Source organism: Fibrella aquatica (assembly GCF_041321135.1).
GTDB lineage: Bacteria > Bacteroidota > Bacteroidia > Cytophagales > Spirosomataceae > Fibrella > Fibrella aquatica.
Genome location: NZ_JBGGWF010000002.1, coordinates 87,633 through 104,677, shown reverse-complemented (window position 1 = coordinate 104,677; position 17,045 = coordinate 87,633). Strand labels below are relative to the sequence as shown.

At 50.9% G+C, this 17,045-nt stretch carries 13 protein-coding genes and 1 tRNA gene; 8 read left to right on the top strand and 6 right to left on the bottom strand.

Annotated features, from left to right (window positions below; all coding sequences use genetic code 11):
• Positions 1-207: 207 nt before the first annotated feature.
• Positions 208-735 carry a DinB family protein gene (locus tag ACAW87_RS04420; RefSeq protein WP_370721946.1) on the top strand — a complete coding sequence of 176 codons (528 nt, stop codon included), beginning with the start codon at positions 208-210 and terminating at the stop codon, positions 733-735.
• Between the two features lie 153 nt (positions 736-888).
• Here the strand turns inward: ACAW87_RS04420 and ACAW87_RS04415 are convergent, their stop codons facing one another.
• Positions 889-1,296 (bottom strand): pyridoxamine 5'-phosphate oxidase family protein, encoded by a 408-nt coding sequence (locus tag ACAW87_RS04415; RefSeq protein WP_370721945.1) that lies wholly within the window; start codon positions 1,294-1,296, stop codon positions 889-891.
• 289 nt (positions 1,297-1,585) lie between these two features.
• On the opposite strand from ACAW87_RS04415, the gene ACAW87_RS04410 reads away from it, so the two are divergent.
• A complete protein-coding gene (locus tag ACAW87_RS04410; protein ID WP_370721944.1) occupies positions 1,586-2,803 on the top strand; it encodes an MFS transporter in 1,218 nt (405 codons plus the stop codon).
• 241 nt (positions 2,804-3,044) lie between these two features.
• Here the strand turns inward: ACAW87_RS04410 and ACAW87_RS04405 are convergent.
• Positions 3,045-3,128 (bottom strand) — tRNA-Leu (locus ACAW87_RS04405).
• A 143-nt stretch (positions 3,129-3,271) separates the two neighbouring features.
• On the opposite strand from ACAW87_RS04405, the gene ACAW87_RS04400 reads away from it, so the two are divergent.
• Positions 3,272-4,015 carry a class I SAM-dependent DNA methyltransferase gene (locus ACAW87_RS04400; protein WP_370721943.1) on the top strand — a complete coding sequence of 248 codons (744 nt, stop codon included), beginning with the start codon at positions 3,272-3,274 and terminating at the stop codon, positions 4,013-4,015.
• Between the two features lie 74 nt (positions 4,016-4,089).
• Here ACAW87_RS04400 and ACAW87_RS04395 read toward each other — a convergent pair whose 3' ends face one another.
• The gene (locus ACAW87_RS04395) at positions 4,090-6,822 is read right to left on the bottom strand and encodes a TonB-dependent receptor (RefSeq protein ID WP_370721942.1); all 2,733 of its coding nucleotides are present in this window, start codon (positions 6,820-6,822) and stop codon (positions 4,090-4,092) included.
• A 334-nt stretch (positions 6,823-7,156) separates the two neighbouring features.
• Positions 7,157-8,395, bottom strand: a complete 1,239-nt coding sequence (locus ACAW87_RS04390) for an ABC transporter permease (protein WP_370721941.1) — start codon at positions 8,393-8,395, stop codon at positions 7,157-7,159.
• 84 nt (positions 8,396-8,479) lie between these two features.
• On the opposite strand from ACAW87_RS04390, the gene ACAW87_RS04385 reads away from it, so the two are divergent.
• From ACAW87_RS04385 to ACAW87_RS04365, 5 genes are all read left to right on the top strand, one after another.
• Positions 8,480-9,754 carry an asparagine synthetase B gene (locus ACAW87_RS04385; protein ID WP_370721940.1) on the top strand — a complete coding sequence of 425 codons (1,275 nt, stop codon included), beginning with the start codon at positions 8,480-8,482 and terminating at the stop codon, positions 9,752-9,754.
• Between the two features lie 127 nt (positions 9,755-9,881).
• The gene (locus tag ACAW87_RS04380; protein WP_370722829.1) at positions 9,882-10,019 is read left to right on the top strand and encodes a hypothetical protein; all 138 of its coding nucleotides are present in this window, start codon (positions 9,882-9,884) and stop codon (positions 10,017-10,019) included.
• 98 nt (positions 10,020-10,117) lie between these two features.
• Positions 10,118-11,353, top strand: a complete 1,236-nt coding sequence (locus tag ACAW87_RS04375; RefSeq protein ID WP_370721939.1) for a hypothetical protein — start codon at positions 10,118-10,120, stop codon at positions 11,351-11,353.
• Positions 11,354-11,398: 45 nt separating this feature from the next.
• Positions 11,399-13,048 carry a DUF8832 domain-containing protein gene (locus tag ACAW87_RS04370; protein ID WP_370721938.1) on the top strand — a complete coding sequence of 550 codons (1,650 nt, stop codon included), beginning with the start codon at positions 11,399-11,401 and terminating at the stop codon, positions 13,046-13,048.
• A 15-nt stretch (positions 13,049-13,063) separates the two neighbouring features.
• Positions 13,064-13,375, top strand: a complete 312-nt coding sequence (locus tag ACAW87_RS04365; protein WP_370721937.1) for a GNAT family N-acetyltransferase — start codon at positions 13,064-13,066, stop codon at positions 13,373-13,375.
• Here the strand turns inward: ACAW87_RS04365 and ACAW87_RS04360 are convergent.
• On the bottom strand, positions 13,372-14,610 hold the full coding sequence (locus ACAW87_RS04360; protein ID WP_370721936.1) for a glycosyltransferase family 4 protein: 1,239 nt from the start codon (positions 14,608-14,610) through the stop codon (positions 13,372-13,374). The two genes, ACAW87_RS04365 and ACAW87_RS04360, sit on opposite strands and share 4 nt — an antisense overlap.
• Before the next feature lie 17 nt (positions 14,611-14,627).
• Positions 14,628-16,946 (bottom strand): glycoside hydrolase family 65 protein, encoded by a 2,319-nt coding sequence (locus ACAW87_RS04355; protein ID WP_370721935.1) that lies wholly within the window; start codon positions 16,944-16,946, stop codon positions 14,628-14,630.
• Positions 16,947-17,045 lie beyond the last annotated feature (99 nt).

Genomic DNA, 17,045 nt, shown 5'->3' with positions numbered 1-17,045 from the left:
ATTAGTTAAGCACTAAAGATAAGCGGTTTAAGGCAATTCTTACAACAAGTATCGTTGGGTAATAATGCCTTAAGAGTGGCTCATCAACTACTCAAGGTATATGAGCCTACAAGCTACTGCCTGTTCGATGCCGGTAAGCTTCTATGGAGGAGTTGAAAAAAAGTGATCAACAATGATATGTCAAACAGCTTTACTACATTGGCACCCATGATTACTCGCCCTACTCCCGCCGATTACTCGCCAATGGCCAGCACCTATGTTCGGCTTGTTCCGGAAGGACAGAATCCTCTCGATCAACTGCGCAAACAGGCCGATGCGCTAAAAGCCCTTCTGTCGGGACTTAGCGACGAGCAAGCGCTGTTTCGCTACGCACCAGGAAAATGGAGCATCAAGGAATCATTGGTGCATATGATTGACACCGAACGGATTTTTGCGTACCGGGCGCTGCGAATTGGCCGGGGCGATAAAACGCCTTTGCCGGGTTTCGAGCAGGACGATTACGTACCCACCTCTGAGGCCGACGCCCGCTCCCTTCCCTCTATCTGGCAGGAGTATGACACAGTCAGAGCAGCAACCCTCAGCCTGTTCGACTCATTTACACCAGCCGCCTACGAACGCCGAGGCATAGCTAGTGGCCATCCGCTTACCCTAAATGCGTTAGCTCACATCATACCCGGTCACGAAGCCCATCATATTCACCTGTTTCAGGAACGTTATCTACCCCTGATCGAATAGCTACAGGTCAGAAATGCCTACTTCAAAGGGCCTATGCCAACTTACATGGCTCTTGTCAGGTACTCAATAGCATAGCCAGGACTATAGCGGCTCTTGACAAACTGCACGAAACAGAAAACAACAGCTTCTTAATCAATAAGTTACGAACCTTCCTTATTCCCAGCAATGACCATCCTGAGTGGTAACGCGAATCAGCACTATATTCGGATCATCTTTCCCCTCTGGAAACCACTCATGTAAAGAATCATTCCATAAAGCATCGATTTTAGCCTGGTCTTTCACAATTTCGGCTTCACCGGCAGTGGCCGCCGATACCTGCGATTGTAGGTCTGAAAAGCCAAGTGCAATACCGGGGTGGAGACGGATATGTGCTGCCTTAATCGAGTTATCCCGCGTAAAAAACCACATGGTTCCATCGGCATCAAGTTGGTGAGTAACCATAGGGCGGGTTCGCAACGTACCGTTGGGTCCCTGGGTTGTTAAAAAGGCAACGCGTATGTTATTGATAGCCTGTTTAATGGCGTCAAACTCTTCGGAGCTGAGCGTAGTCTGATTGGTCATCGTATGTGTTGTTAAATCAAAAACAGTAAGCACTTGTGAAGGTCAAAGGTTTTCAGGATGCTCCTATATGGCTGATCAACCAGTGCGAAAGAGGAACGCACAGGCAGGATAGGCAGTCCTGATCAGTTCTCTATTTTGCGGGAATAAGCTCTCAGCTACTTGGTTGTAGGTTGCATACTCTATGGCACAGCACGCACCATCAGCCAATTCTCCGTCGAGCCCCCGATTCGGGTTGATTCTAACCCAAAACAAGCGCCTACGCTTTGTCGCCTTTTCTTACCTATACGTTATGCAGGGAATTCCGGCTGGTTTTGCCACCACCGCCCTTGCCAATTACCTGGCTGCCGAAGGCTTGCGGGCCGATCGTATAGGTACGTTCGTAGCCATGCAGGGGTTACCCTGGACACTGCAATTCATCTGGGGTCCGTTCATCGATCGATTCCAGGGATCAGCCATGGGCAGACGCCGCCCCTGGGTTGTAGCCTCTCAGTTCATGGCCTTTCTGGCGTCTTTATCCATGCTTTGGGTGAGTGATCCAGTCGGTCAGGTTACGCTACTGGGTTTGGCATTTCTGGTTCACGGCACTGTTGCCTCCGTTCAGGATGCCAGTGTAGACGCGATGGCCATTTCGACCATTCCAGCCGGCGAACGGGGACGAATAAATGCCGTCATGAGGGGCGGGTTTCTGGTCGGTATAAGCCTGGGAGCCGCAGGTCTTTCTCAGGTGCTGCGCCATCAGGGCTTTCAGATGGCTGTGCTGATTCAGTCGGGAAGTCTGTTGCTATTGACCGTGTTCACATTTTTCATCCGGGAACGCCCAACAGATTTACTGTTTCCGTCTCGCTCTACCCGGCAGACTACTCAGCGTGTAGCAGCCCAACATACGCACTCGACAGGCTGGTTATTTCGCCAATTAGGTCAGGGATTAGCGGCCAGAGAAAGCCTGCGCTGGCTTTTACCGATCATACTGGTGTATTCGGCACAAAGTATATTTATCCGTGCTTATAATACCCATCTTATTCAGAAGCTCGGCTGGAGCGACACGGCGCTATCGGGCCTTTCGGGTAGTTACGGCGGGGTGGTTGTAGTGATCGTCATTCTGACTGGTGGCTGGCTAGCCGACCGGTTTGGAGCCAGGCGACTACTGCCTTACCTGATGGGTCTGCACGTTGTTTATCTACTAACGATCAACCTTTTATCTCCTTTTTGGGGTAACCCTACTGTGGCTGGAGCGGGGGCTATTCTCTGGAACCTCATGGATCCCAGCCTAAGCGTCGCCGCGATACCCATTCTGATGTCACTGTGCCGACCTGACGTAGAGGGCTCGCAATTCACCGCGTACATGGCGTTGGTTAACCTCTCCGATGTGTTAGGTTCTTTTCTGTCCGGGCATGCTCAGCGGTTTGCAGAAGCGTCGACCATCGGCTTTATAGCAACGGCCTTGGCCCTCTGTAGCTTTCTTTGGGTTCTCTATATCACTCAGCGTGATAGACAGCCGCTCAACTAATAGCCTTTCGCCTGGCCTTGTGGCAAGCGCCTGCTGTATTCCCTGTTGTACCCGATTGATCAATGTGTGTCAGATCGACTTTTGGCAGACCACTACTATCGTGGCCTCAACGTCTTGTACTTCCGCACTGGTACGAATAGTACGACGGCTCAAATCTGAACGGTCAATTTCAATACCGTACACGACTACAAACAAAAAACCCCTAACTTTCTGTTTATCAGATTATTAGGGGTTATACTTGTACCGGGTGCCGGACTCGAACCGGCATGTCCTTGCGAACAATGGTGTTTGAGACCATCGCGTCTACCGGTTCCGCCAACCCGGCAGGTTTGACTCAGTAGTGTTCAGTTGAACGTGGGGCAAAAGTAGTGTTTCCAGTCAGCAAAAGCAACATCTGGCTACAAATTCCGCGTAAGAGAAACGCATCCTCCCATTTTTTGGCTACCCAGCAGGCCGTATCTTGCCGTCATGACAAAGCTATATTCAGAACTGGCATACCTCTACGACGCACTGTATCAAACGTTTATCGATTACGATGCCGAGTTTCAGTTGTACGAAACGTGTTTCAGCACATTTAACGTTAAATCAGTACTGGAAATTGGTTGCGGCACAGGTCATCTGGCGAGTCGGTTCATCAACGCGGGCTACTCTTACCTCGGAATTGATAGTAGTCCAGAGATGCTTGAACTAGCTAGAAAACGTGTTCCAGCCGCTCAGTTTGCCCTCGCTGATATGCGAACTCTTGAACTCGGGCAAACATTCGACACGGTGTTGATTACAGCTCGTAGCCTCAGTTACATTCTGACCAATGATCAGGTACTGGGTACGTTCCGGCAGTTGGCGAAACACCTGACCCCCACAGGTACGTTACATTTCGATTTCATCGACGCCAACTCGTTCATGACTGGTATTGACCCCAAAACGGTAATCAATCACCGGGCTTTGTGTGATGGGCAGACGTATCTACGACAGAGCCGCTACGCCCCTGATCTTGAGACCGGCTTTACGTGGAAGTGGCATTCAGAGTTTTTTATCGAACAAGCAGAGCAGTCGTTACTGCCAATAGCCCACGACGACGCCACGCTACGTGCCTTTCAGCCCGACGAGATTCGGCTGCTGCTCAAACTGGCTGGCCTGACAATTATACATGAACAAGGCCAGCCTACCTACGCATTCGATACCTGGGTGTTTTCAGCTCGTCGAAATTCGTAAAGTAAAAACGGATCGTCACCTGGGCTGAGACCCGGCAACAATCCGTTTCAAATGTAGTATCAGCTACTAAATGCTTAGAACTTGATGCTCAGGTTGGCATTGAACATGGTGCCCAACTGGCTGAACTGTGAGCCATTGTAACCCAGAATATCATAACGTCCGCTGAAACCGAGGAAACCACGCAGCAACGATTTATCGGCCGGATTAGCAATGGCCTTCTCGCCTTCGGCGTTCAGCGCAACCAGATCCCACTTGGGCAGTACGTTGAACAGATTGTTGACGTTAACGGTAGCCGAAATTTTGTCAGTAAATGCATAGCCAACGCTTAGATCAGATACCACCGCAGGTGTGAAGGTTGCTTTGATGTTTTCCATCGCCGAACCGCCGTTATCCAGATCCTGGAATGAGGTAGAACCAAACAGGGTGTTATACAGATTCAGGTTCAGTTTACCAACGCTGTATTCAACGCCCAGAATCGACTTGTAATTCGGACGACTCTCGGTCAGCAGTGATTTTATCTGTGTGTTCAGAATGCTTGAGCCAGCAGCCTTGATGGCTGGGGGATCAGCAGGAAGGCCAACGATTTCGTTGTTCAACACAAAGTTACCCGCCAAGCTAAAGCCCAGTTTACCGCTTCCCAGAATCAGGTTCCGATAAGCTACTACATAATCGAGACCCGACGTGTTGGTTTCGATACCATTGATAAAGAACTGAATCGTTGATACACCAGCCTGACTCAGGATGCCGCCTAACGTACTGGTCGGATCAGATGAGCGGATAGATGAGCTGTACACGATCCGGTCAGATACGTTGATGCTGTAGTAATCCAGGGTAACGCTGAAGTTGCGGCTTGGATTCAAGGCTATACCTGCCGTGTAGTTCATCGATTTCTCCGGCTTCAGGGCAGGAATGCCTAGTAAGCGAGCCTGCGCAGAACGGTTGTTGAATAAGCCTGACAACTGAATGGTACCACCCACAAAGGCGGCCTGTACTGATTGGGCATAGATCTGGTGCAGCGTGGGTGCCCGGAAGCCTGTAGAAGCCGAGCCTCTCAGAATGATTTTATCGTCGGCCAATTTGTAGCGAGTCGACAGTTTCCAGACGTTGGCTGCGCCAAAATCGCTGTAGTTTTCGGTCCGGAATGTACCGTTTACCAGGAAGTCTTTCGTCAGATCATAGCTCAGGTCAACGTAGGCACCAATGTTAAAACGCTGGTTTGTGCCCGCATTCAACTGGTTGATCCCTGGAAATGAGTTAGCTCCTTCTCCTTCATACGAAGCATCGTCGCCCGCCAGGATTGTATATTTCTCCGTGCGGCCCTCCATACCCAGAGCGAGGCTAAATTTCTCGGTTAGCTGCTTCGAAACGTCGATGTTACCAACAAGATGACCAAACTGATACCCACCGGGCTTAAAGCGGGTTGGGCTTGATTTACCCAGTGTACGGTTAACCGTATTTTCAACCGTGTAGGTCTGATCATTGTAGCCGGTAGTCAGGCTCACATCATGTCTCCAACCATTTGCTTCACCTTTGATGCCCACTGTTGCGTTGTAGTCAAGCAGGTTACCTTCAAACGTAGGCTGATAGCCGATATATCCTCTATACAAGTTAACATTATCTTCCGTTGGAAACGCAAGTGTAGCCTGCGTCAGGTAGTTTTTACCCCCGTTATCGGTCACACTATGCAGCAATCCACGATCCTGACGCCAGTAAGCCGGCCGATAGTTGGCCAAACTCGATACCCGCTTCACAACCATGGCTGCGTTGGCGTATAGATCCGTTTTGTTACCCAGCGACACGCCGGCGTTGATCAGGAATTTTGCGGCCGTAGTTTCGCCCGTTCCGTTTACGTTGTTGGCCGTCGGGTAATCTTTCAGGTACGTAGTAATCAGCGCATCCTGTGCCGGACTCCCCCCAAACGTAGCCACTTCGGTAGGTACGTCGACGATACCGGAACGGACAGCGTTGTTCTGCTGCATCAAATCAACGGTGTAATTCACGAAACCCTTGTTGCTGAGATTACTACCACCATTCAGCGCTACGTTATACATACCACCATCGCCTTTTGAGGTGATGCCCGTATTGACGTTCAGGCTAGTGTACTCGAATTTATCTTTCAGGATGATGTTCATTACCCCCGCAATGGCATCAGACCCGTACTGTGCCGAAGCCCCGTCGCGCAGAATTTCGACCCGCTTGATGGCCTGTTGCGGTATGGCTGAAATATCGACACCCGTTTCGCCCCGACCGGGCGAAAACTGTACGTAGAGCAACGAGCTAAGGTTTTTACGCTTGCCATTGATCAGAATCAAGGTCCGGCTTGGCCCCATGTTCCGCAGTTCCCAGGGATCTAACAGGGTAGTAGCGTCGTTTACGGGCGTGTTGACGGTATTGAACGAAGGCACCCGGTACTGCAACGATTTATCAAACGTAGGCTGACCGGTGGTTCGCAAATCAGCGGCCGACAGAATATCAACGGGCAGGGGCGAATCGACAACAGATCGTTGCGAGGCACGGCTACCTACTACCACAACCTCTGATAATACCGCAGACGATGGCTCCATTTGCACATCCATGACCACTTCATTACCGCTTACCTTAACATCTTTGGTCACGGTACCAAAGCCAACGAACGAATAGCTAACCTTATACGCTCCGTCAGCAACTTTTAATGAGTAGTTCCCTGACACATCGGTGGATACGCCATTCGTAGTGCCAACAATAACAACAGTTACCCCAATGAGTGGCTCCTGCTTATCATCTTTAACAGTCCCTTTAATAGCATATTGAGCAAAAACACTGCCCACAGAAAAAACTAACAGTACGATTACAGACAGAACAAATCTGTCAAGTTTGTAACATTTTAACATAGATTATTTTGCAAATTGGTGAAACTGGAAAACAGTTAACAATTCCAAAATAAATCAGACGAAACCAGTTTACCTACAATTTGTGCCTATTAATTACTTAGCTAACTGATTAATCATACAGCTTTCGGTAATAATGCAAAGTGGGTTATTGCTCACGAGTACATTTACTCATACACAATAACCCACTTATATTATTAATGCAAGCTCGAATATGTCAAGAAATCAAAACGAGACCTTGCCAGCTAAGTCGTTGGTTGCACCCGACAATTGGTTATTCGTAACGGAGTGCGTCGATAGGGTCTAGCTTTGAGGCGCGAACGGCGGGGTAAATACCAGAGAAGAGGCCAACGGCCACACAGACAACCAGCCCCATACCCATCCAGAGCCAGGGTACAACAAATTTTCCGGCGCCGCTGCTTACTCCCATGGCAATCAGATTACCAATAGCCAGACTCATAATGATTCCGCCTAATCCACCCAGGATACAAATCACAATAGCCTCAATCAGAAACTGTTGCCTAATTAGTGTGGGGGTAGCGCCCAGCGACTTGCGGATGCCGATCTCCCGGGTACGTTCGGTTACCGACACCAGCATGATATTCATCAGCGCAATGGCAGCGCCAAGTAGGGTGATGGCACCAATACCAAATCCACCCCAACGGAGATAATTCGTTGTTTCTTCGATATCCTGCACCAGCGCGTCGGCCCGCTCTATTTCGAACGAGTCGGGTTGTCCCAGCCGGTCCTGCCGAATCTGACGCATCAGGCCGGTGGCTTCACCAACAGCCATATCCTGATCACCGATTTCAGTCACCGACGCCGTGATGTCGAATGTTAATTGACGAGTACCAGCCAGTTGCCGCGCATTTTCGAGTGGAATAAGCAGGACACGGTCGTCACCACCACCAGTGAGAGACCCTTTTTTCTCCAATACTCCTACCACACGGAACTGCCCCCCCAGTACCCGCACTACCTGATTGACGGGATTAATCTTCCCTTTAAATAAGGTAGTAGCCAGTTCGTTGCCAATAAGCGCCACGTTGAGCGAGTTGTTCAGGTCATTGGCGTTGATGGTTCGGCCCAACGATACTTTATAGTTTTTTACGGTCAGGTAAGCATCGTCGATACCGATCACCTGCACGTTCGGGTTGGTCTTTATAGAGCCATATTTCACCTGCCCTGCCCCCGTAACAGCCGCCGACAGCGCAATAGTGGCCCCGTATTTGTAGCGACGACGGAAAGAAAGGGCGTCGTGATAGTAGATGGGTTTGTCTTTCTGAATAACCCGTCCGCCAAACCGACGAACTTCCTGCCGGGCAACCACGCTGAATGTGTTGGCTCCCAACCCTTCAAAACTGCTGTTCAGCGAGGCCTGAATACCGTCGATTGCCGTTAACGTACCCACAAGCGACGTGATACCAATGGCAATAATGAGCGCAGTAAGAATGGTGCGGAGGCGATTACTCAAAATAGAGCGAATCCCCTCCCGAATATTTTCTATGATGTTCATGATGACGGACAGCGTGAAAGAACGACTAATTATCTACGTATCTTCGTTACAAAGCTACAACCTGACGCACTCGACAAAACGCCAATGAAACGCCTGCTGTTACCGCTTATCCTATTTCTGCTGACCCTCCCCGGCATAGTCTCCTCGGCGTTGGCTTCCAAAATTCTGGTGCCAATGGACGACGCCCAGAAAAACCACCTGAAGGCCTACGGTATTGCTTTCTGGGTGCTGAAAACACATGATACCGAGATCGACTGGCTGCTGAACTACCGGGGTGGTGCTTTTCTGCTCCCGCAATCGGCCTCGTTTACCAACGAAATGCTGATTCGAGGAGTGACGTATGAAATCATTTCAGATGCAGATGCCGCGAACATTCTGGCTGAAATTGCGTCGCCAAATGCGAACATGGATGCCGTGAAGCTGCAAAAAGCACCTAAAGTGGCGGTCTATTCACCCAAAACCAAGCAACCCTGGGATGATGCGGTGACCATGGTGATGACCTACGCCGAAATTCCGTACGATGTTGTCTTCGACGAAGAGGTGTTGAATAGTAAACTGCCCGAGTACGACTGGCTGCACCTACACCACGAAGACTTTACGGGTCAGTTCGGGAAGTTTTTTCACATGAAAGATCAACCGTGGTATGTGGCGCAACGGCGGGAAGCGGAGGTAATCACCCAGAAATTCGGTTTTAGTAAAGTGCCCGAAATGAAACTGGCCGTAGTCAAGAAAATTCGCGATTTCGCCCTGGGTGGGGGCTATATGTTTGCTATGTGCAATGCCACCGATACCTACGACATTGCGCTCGCGGCTCAAAACACCGATATGGTCGACGCGTTTTACGACGGTGACCCGGCCGACCCGAATTGCAACAATAAACTCGACTTCAGCCAGACAATGGCCTTCAAAGACTTCAAAGTGTACACTAATCCGTACATGATCGAGTTCTCTACGATTGATAACCAACCCGAAGAACGCGGATTAGCCGAGCATAACGATTACTTCACGCTCTTTCAGTTTTCGGCCAAATGGAATCCGATTCCCACCATGCTAACGCAAAACCATCAGGGGACCATCAAAGGGTTTATGGGGCAAACAACTGCGTTCAAGAAAGCATACATTAAGCCACAGGTCGATATTCTGGCCGAGAATCGGGCAGCGGGAGAAGCTCGTTACATCCACGCGCCCTACGGAAAGGGCTTCTTCACCTTCTATGGTGGTCATGACCCCGAAGATTACCGCCATGAAATCGGTGAAGAACCGACCGACCTGAATCTACACCCCAATTCGGCCGGCTACCGCCTGATACTGAACAACATTCTGTTTCCAGCGGCCAAGAAAAAGAAGCAGAAAACCTAGTAGTTGGTTGACATTCAGGCTAAGGACAGGATTTTTATCGGTCTCTAGCCTGTTCATCTGTTGAATCTACCCAGCCTAATCTCACCGGGTCAGATTGCATTTCTCTACTTTACCCGTTGTATCAAACGTGGAAGAATCTACTAAAGGCAAGTTCAGCAGGTGGCTCAAACGAATGGGTTGGGCCGGGTTTCTATTCTTCCTCATCAAAGGCCTACTGTGGCTACTGATTCCCTATCTGATTGCGAAGGGATTCTGGTTCAAGTAAAATCAGGCCCTTCGATCGACCATTTAGCGAATTTACAGAGCAACTGACCGGTAACTTTTTGCATCTTTGGGATATTGCTTCTCAAGCTTCCCGACGCTATGCAATCAGCACTGCCTTCCTCCTCTACCTACCCGCTTGCCCAACCCCGCACCACCGACTGGCGGCTGGGTTTACCCACTTATGCATACGCCGTTGTCTTTGCCTCCTTCTGCATCATTATGGGGCTGCTTTGGGACATTATGTGGCATATGAGCATTGGCCGCGATGGGTTGTTTTCGGCACCTCACGTAGTTATGTACGTAGGTGCCCTGGTATCCGGTCTATTTTCGGGCTATCAGATCCTTTCGATTACTCTCCGCAAAAATCACCCCGACCGCGCCAGGTCCGTTAAATTCTGGGGTATTTTCTATGGTTCCTTAGGCGCTATGTACTGCGTTTGGGGTGCCCTGGCCATGCTTACTTCGGCCCCGTTCGATGATTGGTGGCACAACACCTATGGCCTTGATGTCCAAATATTGACCCCACCACACACCATTCTGCTGGTGGGCATGATGATGGTTCAGTTTGGCGCTATTGTGGCCGTACTGTCGCTACAGAACCAGGCGGTTACTCAGGCCAACCCACAACAGGCCGCCCGCATTCGGTTACTATTTATTCTGTCGAGTGCCTTTATACTCAGTGTGTTGTTCGTGTTGTTATCCGAAAATATGGGTCGTTACGAATCGCATCATTCCTCCTATTATGTCACCGCAGCCATTGCCTTTCCCTTTCTGTTACTGGCTATTGGCCGGGCGGGTGTAAACGATGCCGCGTTTCGGTACCCAATTACAGCTGTAACAGCCATTTATATGCTGGCTATTGCACTGCCCAGCTGGGTGCTTCCCCTTTTTTCGGCCACGCCTAAACTGGGCCCGGTGGCCAATCCGATTACACATTACCAGGCGTTTATTTTTCCGCTCTTGCTGGTTGTTCCCGGCTATGCGCTCGATCGGCTGATGAATCGATTCTCGGTAGGAAGAACGGTAAAACCGCTCAACGACTGGTTATTGGCAGCACTGGCCGGGGCTATTTTTCTGGTCGTTTTCCTTGCCGTTCAGTGGCCATTCGGCGGTTTTTTGCATGAGTCGCCATTAGCCCGAAACTGGTTTTTCATGAGCGATTCGTGGAGTTACGGCAGCGACCCCAACTGGGAATACCGCTTTAAGTTTGGCCCCTGGTACAAGCAGTCTGCGTCTGCTTTTGCGCTCGAGTTCGGCAAAGCACTCTTGATTGCGATGGTATCGGCACGGATTGGTTTGCTATGGGGGAATTGGATGAAGCGCGTTGTTCGCTAACTACTCGAGACCGGTCGCCAATCATTGGCCGTAAAAAACACCTTTATGAACTTCGTCCGTAGCAGCTTATTCTTTCTACTTTTCTGTGCCCATTCATTTCTGGCCGTTGCCCATATTGGCAGTTCGGGGGTCATCGTACAGAAGCAGGTCGGGAAATACCAACTTCTAGTGAGCGTACAACCACCCGATGTTGTTCCAGGAACAGCACTCGTTACGGTATATGTCGAAAAAGGCAACCCCAGCCGTATTCAGGGACGGCCGGTTTATTTTTTTGAAGGCGACGAAGGAGCGCCCGAAGCCGACCCGTTAACCAATATCGGCAACAACCGTTTTGAAGGAGCCATCTGGCTGATGGAATCGGGCTCAACCAGTATCCAACTGACCCTCGAAGGCGCTGATGGCAAGGTCGATGTGGTTGTACCTGTGCTGGCAACGTCAACAGCTACCCGCGAAATGCCCGCAGGCACCGGTGCCGGACTGGCGGTGATGTGTTTACTCCTGTTGGCGATGATGATTACTATTATTGGTGCCAGCAATGCCGACGGCATTTGGGTGCCGGGAGCGGCCAAAAGCAAGTCGTTTCAGCGGAAGCGAATGGTAGGCATGGGTGTAGGCGCAGTGTGTTTGATCCTGATTCTCACGGGCGGACGGATGTGGTGGAACAGTTGGGCCGATGAGTACCGCACCTATCAACTGTATAAAGCACCGCCCCTTATCAGCAGTGCTACACCAGCAGATGGGCAGGTAGTGCTGACGATGCGCCCCGACACAACAGGCTTTGCCAACAACTGGCGACGTCGGCGTGATTTCGACCTGATGGTACCCGATCACGGCAAGCTTATGCACACGTTCATGGTCAGGCTACCGGGTCTGGATGCGTTTGCGCACCTCCACCCTACCCGTCGTGATTCACTACATTTTCAGACCAAGTTGCCCAACCTGCCCGGCGGTCGGTACCTGATCTATACCGATGTTGTATACCGCTCGGGCTACGCCGAAACCCTAACCGATACCGTTGATATTCCATCGCTGAAAGTATCGGCCGAGGTGGCTGCGCGCCGTACGCTCGACCCCGACGACAGTTACCTGATCACGCAGCCATTGGGCGAAAAACAAGCCAATCCAGGTACGTTAAGCCTGGATAAAGATATGGCTGCCTGTGGTATACCCGGAGCAAGCACCCGCCTCTCCGATGGCTCAACCATGATCTGGACCGATAAGCCATCAACCGTACTGGAGACGGGTCAGCTTTATACGCTAAAGTTTGCAGTAGCTGATCCGGCGGGAAAAGCCACTAAACTAGAACCTTACCTTGGCATGAGTGGTCATGCCGCTATTCTTCGTTCCGACGGGTCCGTTTATATTCATCTGCATCCGGTAGGTACTTATTCAATGGCTTCAGAATCAATGCTGGTGAACCGGATTGCCGACACGTCAAGAACGGTGCCCAGGCTGAACGGTGCCCGTTTCCGCGACAGTATCGACACGTACCTGAGCAACCTGAAAACACAACCCGCTTCGGCGCAGTACGCTGTACTAGCCCCCGAAATGGCAGGGATGAACCATACACAGACAACCAATAACATGGTGACATTTCCGTACGCATTCCCCAAAGCGGGTAATTACCGCATTTGGGTTCAGGTAAAGCGTAACGGGCAAATACTCACCGGCGCTTTTGACACGGAAGTGAAGTAATAATATGAAAAACCTATGACACCTGCTCAACCAACCGTTACACACAACACTGATAAACGCCAGTTTGAACTCCGGATTGACGACACGCTCTCTATCGTAACTTACTTTAAGCCCGACGAGCAGACCCTGGCCCTGGCACACACTGAGGTAGATCCGGCACTGGAAGGACGGGGAGTAGGTTCTTCACTCGTGAAACAGGTGCTGGAATACGCGGAAGCGCACAATCTGAAAATCGTGCCGCTTTGCCCCTTTGTAGCCGCCTACATAAAGCGCCACCCCGACTGGAAACGGGTAGTATCCACAACGCACAGCACCAGCGATTTTTAAGCCCGATTCATCGAATCTATCAACGCTTTCTCCAGCCGGTCAATCGCCAGTTTGGTGCTCCACTGACCGGCTACCCAGCTACGCCCCTGCACCGACAGGCGCTGATGAAGTGCCGGGTCGGTCAATAGCCGATTTACCGCTGCTGCAAGCTGAACAGGGTCTCGGGGGGCCAGTAATCCGTTTTTTTCGTCGATTACTGTCTCCCGAATACCGCCTTCGGCAACCGCTACTACGGGTAATCCGCACGCGTTTGCCTCTAGAGGAGCAAAGCCAAACGGCTCTAGTTCAGACGTATAAAGCAGACAAGTAGCTGTATTAAGAAGCTCGATCAATTCGGCTTGCGATACCCGTTCATGGGGCTGAAAATCAACCCCGAGTTCGGTGGCGAGACGTTTCATGTCAGCCACATAGTCCTGATTGCCCATGTTGCCCACCCACACTAGCGGCGGGCGCTGACCGGCCGGAAACTGAGCAAGCGTACGTATGGCGGTGTCGGGTCGTTTGTGCGGGAAGAAAGCGCCAAGCCCCATCACGAAGGGTTTCCTGGATATGTTTAGAAAGGGAAACAAATCGGTATCGATACCCAGGTAACACACATCGCCACCACCGCCATAAGCCTTCACCACACTTTCGTTGCTGAAATAGGAGTTCAGTAACACCTTGTCGAACGAGTGATAATTGGCAATTTCTTCGCGAACACGTACCCGCGCTTTACGCTGTTCGAAGATATCGTCCCAAAACGCTTTGCGGTAACTCGCCTCGCGCCACCGACCCGATGCCGGTGGCAAAGCAGCCCATCGCTGTGTGGGAAAAGCCTCGAACAACGACCGGTTTGGTTCGCCCAGATAAAGCACTTTAGGCAAATCGACAAACCGGCCGATGTACGGCATCATGAAATACTGACACGAGTTGGCAAACAATACGTCGTGCCCCCCCGCCCTGATCTGTTCGCCCGATTGGCGGCAGGCTTCCAGCATCCACTCAATCTGCGTATCAGGCAATAACTCCAGCGAACGTACCTGATCGCGGTACTGATGCCGGATGCGGAGCGTCATATTGAGCGGTACAATCTTTGCCGCACCCGCATACTGATCAACGTCCAGATAAACGCTGTCGGCCATCGACGTAGTGTATACCGTAATCTGATGTCCCCGCTCAGCAAGACCTTTGATGTGCTGATGCAGGGCGCGACTAGCTCCACCACTGGGAAGATTGTGCCAAACGGCGATATTCATGCGTTAGTTATAAAAAGCTAAGAGACTGATACCGATACGTGCTGCTTCATATTTCCATCCACCTTCACCACGTCACCGTAGATAGATAGCGTAACGGCCTGTGCCGAAAAGTTTTCGATGGTCACCTGCTGTTGGGTGGTCGTTACCTGAAGCAAAGCACCGCGGAAACGGATTTTGAACGCGAATGATGTCCAGCCATCGGGGCAGTAGGGTGCCAGAAGCAGTTGGTCTTTTTCAACGCGCATACCGCCAAAGCCCTTCACTACGGCCAGCCAGGTACCGGCCATGCTGGTGATATGGCAACCGTCTTCGGTGTCGTTGTTGTAATCGTCGAGGTCGAGGCGGGCGGTACGGAGATACATTTCGTAGGCCTTCTCTTTCATACCCAGCTTCGACGCCTGAATGCTATGCACACAGGGCGACAGCGACGATTCATGAACGGTCATTGGCTCATAAAAATCAAAGTTCCGTTTCAGGGTGTCGATATCAAATTCATCTTCAAAGAAGTATAACCCCTGCAATACATCGGCCTGTTTGATGAAGCACGACCGTAGAATCCGGTCCCACGACCAGTTTTGGTTCAGTGGTCGCTGGCCCTTCGGGATGTCATCGACCGGCATGATTTCTTTATCGAGGAAATCGCTTTGTTGCAGAAACACCTGCCTCGTTTCGTCGAACGGGTAATGGATGTTGTCGACGATGTGTTTGGCTTTGGCGATCTCTTTTTCCTCGCGGAAGTGGATTCGGTCGGCCAGTTCCGTGTAGGCGTCGGGGTTAAGGCGCTTCACCGTCTCAACGGCCTCCATGGTGTAACGCAAGGTCCAGGCGGCAATGTAGTTGGTGTACCAGTTATTATTTACGTTGTTCTCGTATTCATTTGGCCCGGTCACACCCAGCATCACATACTGCTGTTTAGCCTCCGACCAGTTGACGCGCTGACTCCAGAACCGGCTAATGGCTACCAGTACCTCCAGCCCGTATTCGACCAGGTACGTTTCGTCGCCGGTATACCGAACATAATCGTAAATAGCGTAGGCGATGGCGCCATTCCGGTGAATTTCCTCGAAGGTAATTTCCCATTCGTTATGGCACTCTTCGCCGTTCATAGTCACCATCGGGTATAGCGCCGCCCCGGCCCGAAAGCCCAGCTTTTGCGCATTTTCAATGGCTTTTTCTAGGTGCTTGTAGCGGTATACCAGCAGGTTGCGCGCCACCTTCTGATCGGCCGTAGCCAGGTAGAACGGCAGGCAATAGGCCTCGGTATCCCAATAGGTAGACCCGCCATATTTTTCACCAGTAAACCCTTTGGGCCCAATGTTTAGTCGCTCATCTTCACCGGTATACGTTTGATTAAGCTGGAAGATATTGAACCGAATGCCCTGTTGCGCGGCAATGTCGCCATCAATAATGATGTCGTTCATTTTCCACTTATCGGCCCAGGCCTGCTGTTGCTCGAACAGCATTTTGTCGAAGCCTTTGCGCGTGATTCGCTGCATGTACTGATGGGCTTCTTTAAGCAACTCATCAGGGTCATAATTCAGCGACGACAGATTAACGGCGTATTTATAAATGACCGTTTCCTGCCCCTCCCGACAATCAAGCGAGATTCGGTTGGCCACGTATTTTTCGTACTTGATGGGCTGGGACTGGTAATCGAGACGAGCGCCATTCTGCTCTACTTCGACACACATTCCAGTCACAACATGAAAGCCGGTTTTCCGGGTACGTAGCTCAATAAACGCTTCGCCGTAGGCCGTTTCTTTCCGCACCTCATCCCAGAATGTTTCGTCGTAGTTGGCGTCTTTATTCCGAATAGCGCCATCGACGTAAGGGGTAATCGTAATTTTGGCGTCGAAATTCAGTGGCGTAATACTGTATCGAATAGCCCCAGCTTCATCGTCGACAATCGAGCAGAAACGTTTAGAACTGATTTTCAACTCTTTGCCGCTCTTCAGCCGGGCCACGAACTGCCGTTCGAGGTAACCCTCCTGCATATTCAGCACCCGCCGGAAATCACGTACCTCGCAGGTATTCAGATCGAGCGATTCGTATTCGATATCAACGTCGATACCAATCCAGTTGGCGGCGTTGAGCACTTTAGCGAAGTATTCGGGATAGCCATTTTTCCACCAGCCTACGCGGGTTTTGTCGGGATAGTAAACCCCCGCCACGTAATTGCCAGGTAGCGTTTTGCCGGTGTACTTCTCTTCGAAGTTACCCCGGCCACCCAGCCTGCCATTGCCCAGTGACATCAGGCTTTCGGTCACTTCATTAAACTCCGGGTGGAAGCCTTCTTCGACTACACACCACGCATCGTTGGTAAGGTACTGTTTCATGATAGGTTAGAGAAGGGTTTAAAGTTCAAGGTTTAATGTCTAAAGTTTGTCGACTAATGAACGGACGGAACACTTCGCGACGCTCATTAAACATTAGAC

Coding starts and splice junctions, on each gene's coding strand:
- ACAW87_RS04415 (WP_370721945.1), bottom strand. CDS start 1,296: ATGACCAATCAGACTACGCTCAGCTCCGAAGAGTTTGACGCCATTAAA.
- ACAW87_RS04390 (WP_370721941.1), bottom strand. CDS start 8,395: ATGAACATCATAGAAAATATTCGGGAGGGGATTCGCTCTATTTTGAGT.
- ACAW87_RS04375 (WP_370721939.1), top strand. CDS start 10,118: ATGCAATCAGCACTGCCTTCCTCCTCTACCTACCCGCTTGCCCAACCC.
- ACAW87_RS04420 (WP_370721946.1), top strand. CDS start 208: ATGATTACTCGCCCTACTCCCGCCGATTACTCGCCAATGGCCAGCACC.
- ACAW87_RS04385 (WP_370721940.1), top strand. CDS start 8,480: ATGAAACGCCTGCTGTTACCGCTTATCCTATTTCTGCTGACCCTCCCC.
- ACAW87_RS04360 (WP_370721936.1), bottom strand. CDS start 14,610: ATGAATATCGCCGTTTGGCACAATCTTCCCAGTGGTGGAGCTAGTCGC.
- ACAW87_RS04410 (WP_370721944.1), top strand. CDS start 1,586: ATGCAGGGAATTCCGGCTGGTTTTGCCACCACCGCCCTTGCCAATTAC.
- ACAW87_RS04355 (WP_370721935.1), bottom strand. CDS start 16,946: ATGAAACAGTACCTTACCAACGATGCGTGGTGTGTAGTCGAAGAAGGC.
- ACAW87_RS04400 (WP_370721943.1), top strand. CDS start 3,272: ATGACAAAGCTATATTCAGAACTGGCATACCTCTACGACGCACTGTAT.
- ACAW87_RS04370 (WP_370721938.1), top strand. CDS start 11,399: ATGAACTTCGTCCGTAGCAGCTTATTCTTTCTACTTTTCTGTGCCCAT.
- ACAW87_RS04365 (WP_370721937.1), top strand. CDS start 13,064: ATGACACCTGCTCAACCAACCGTTACACACAACACTGATAAACGCCAG.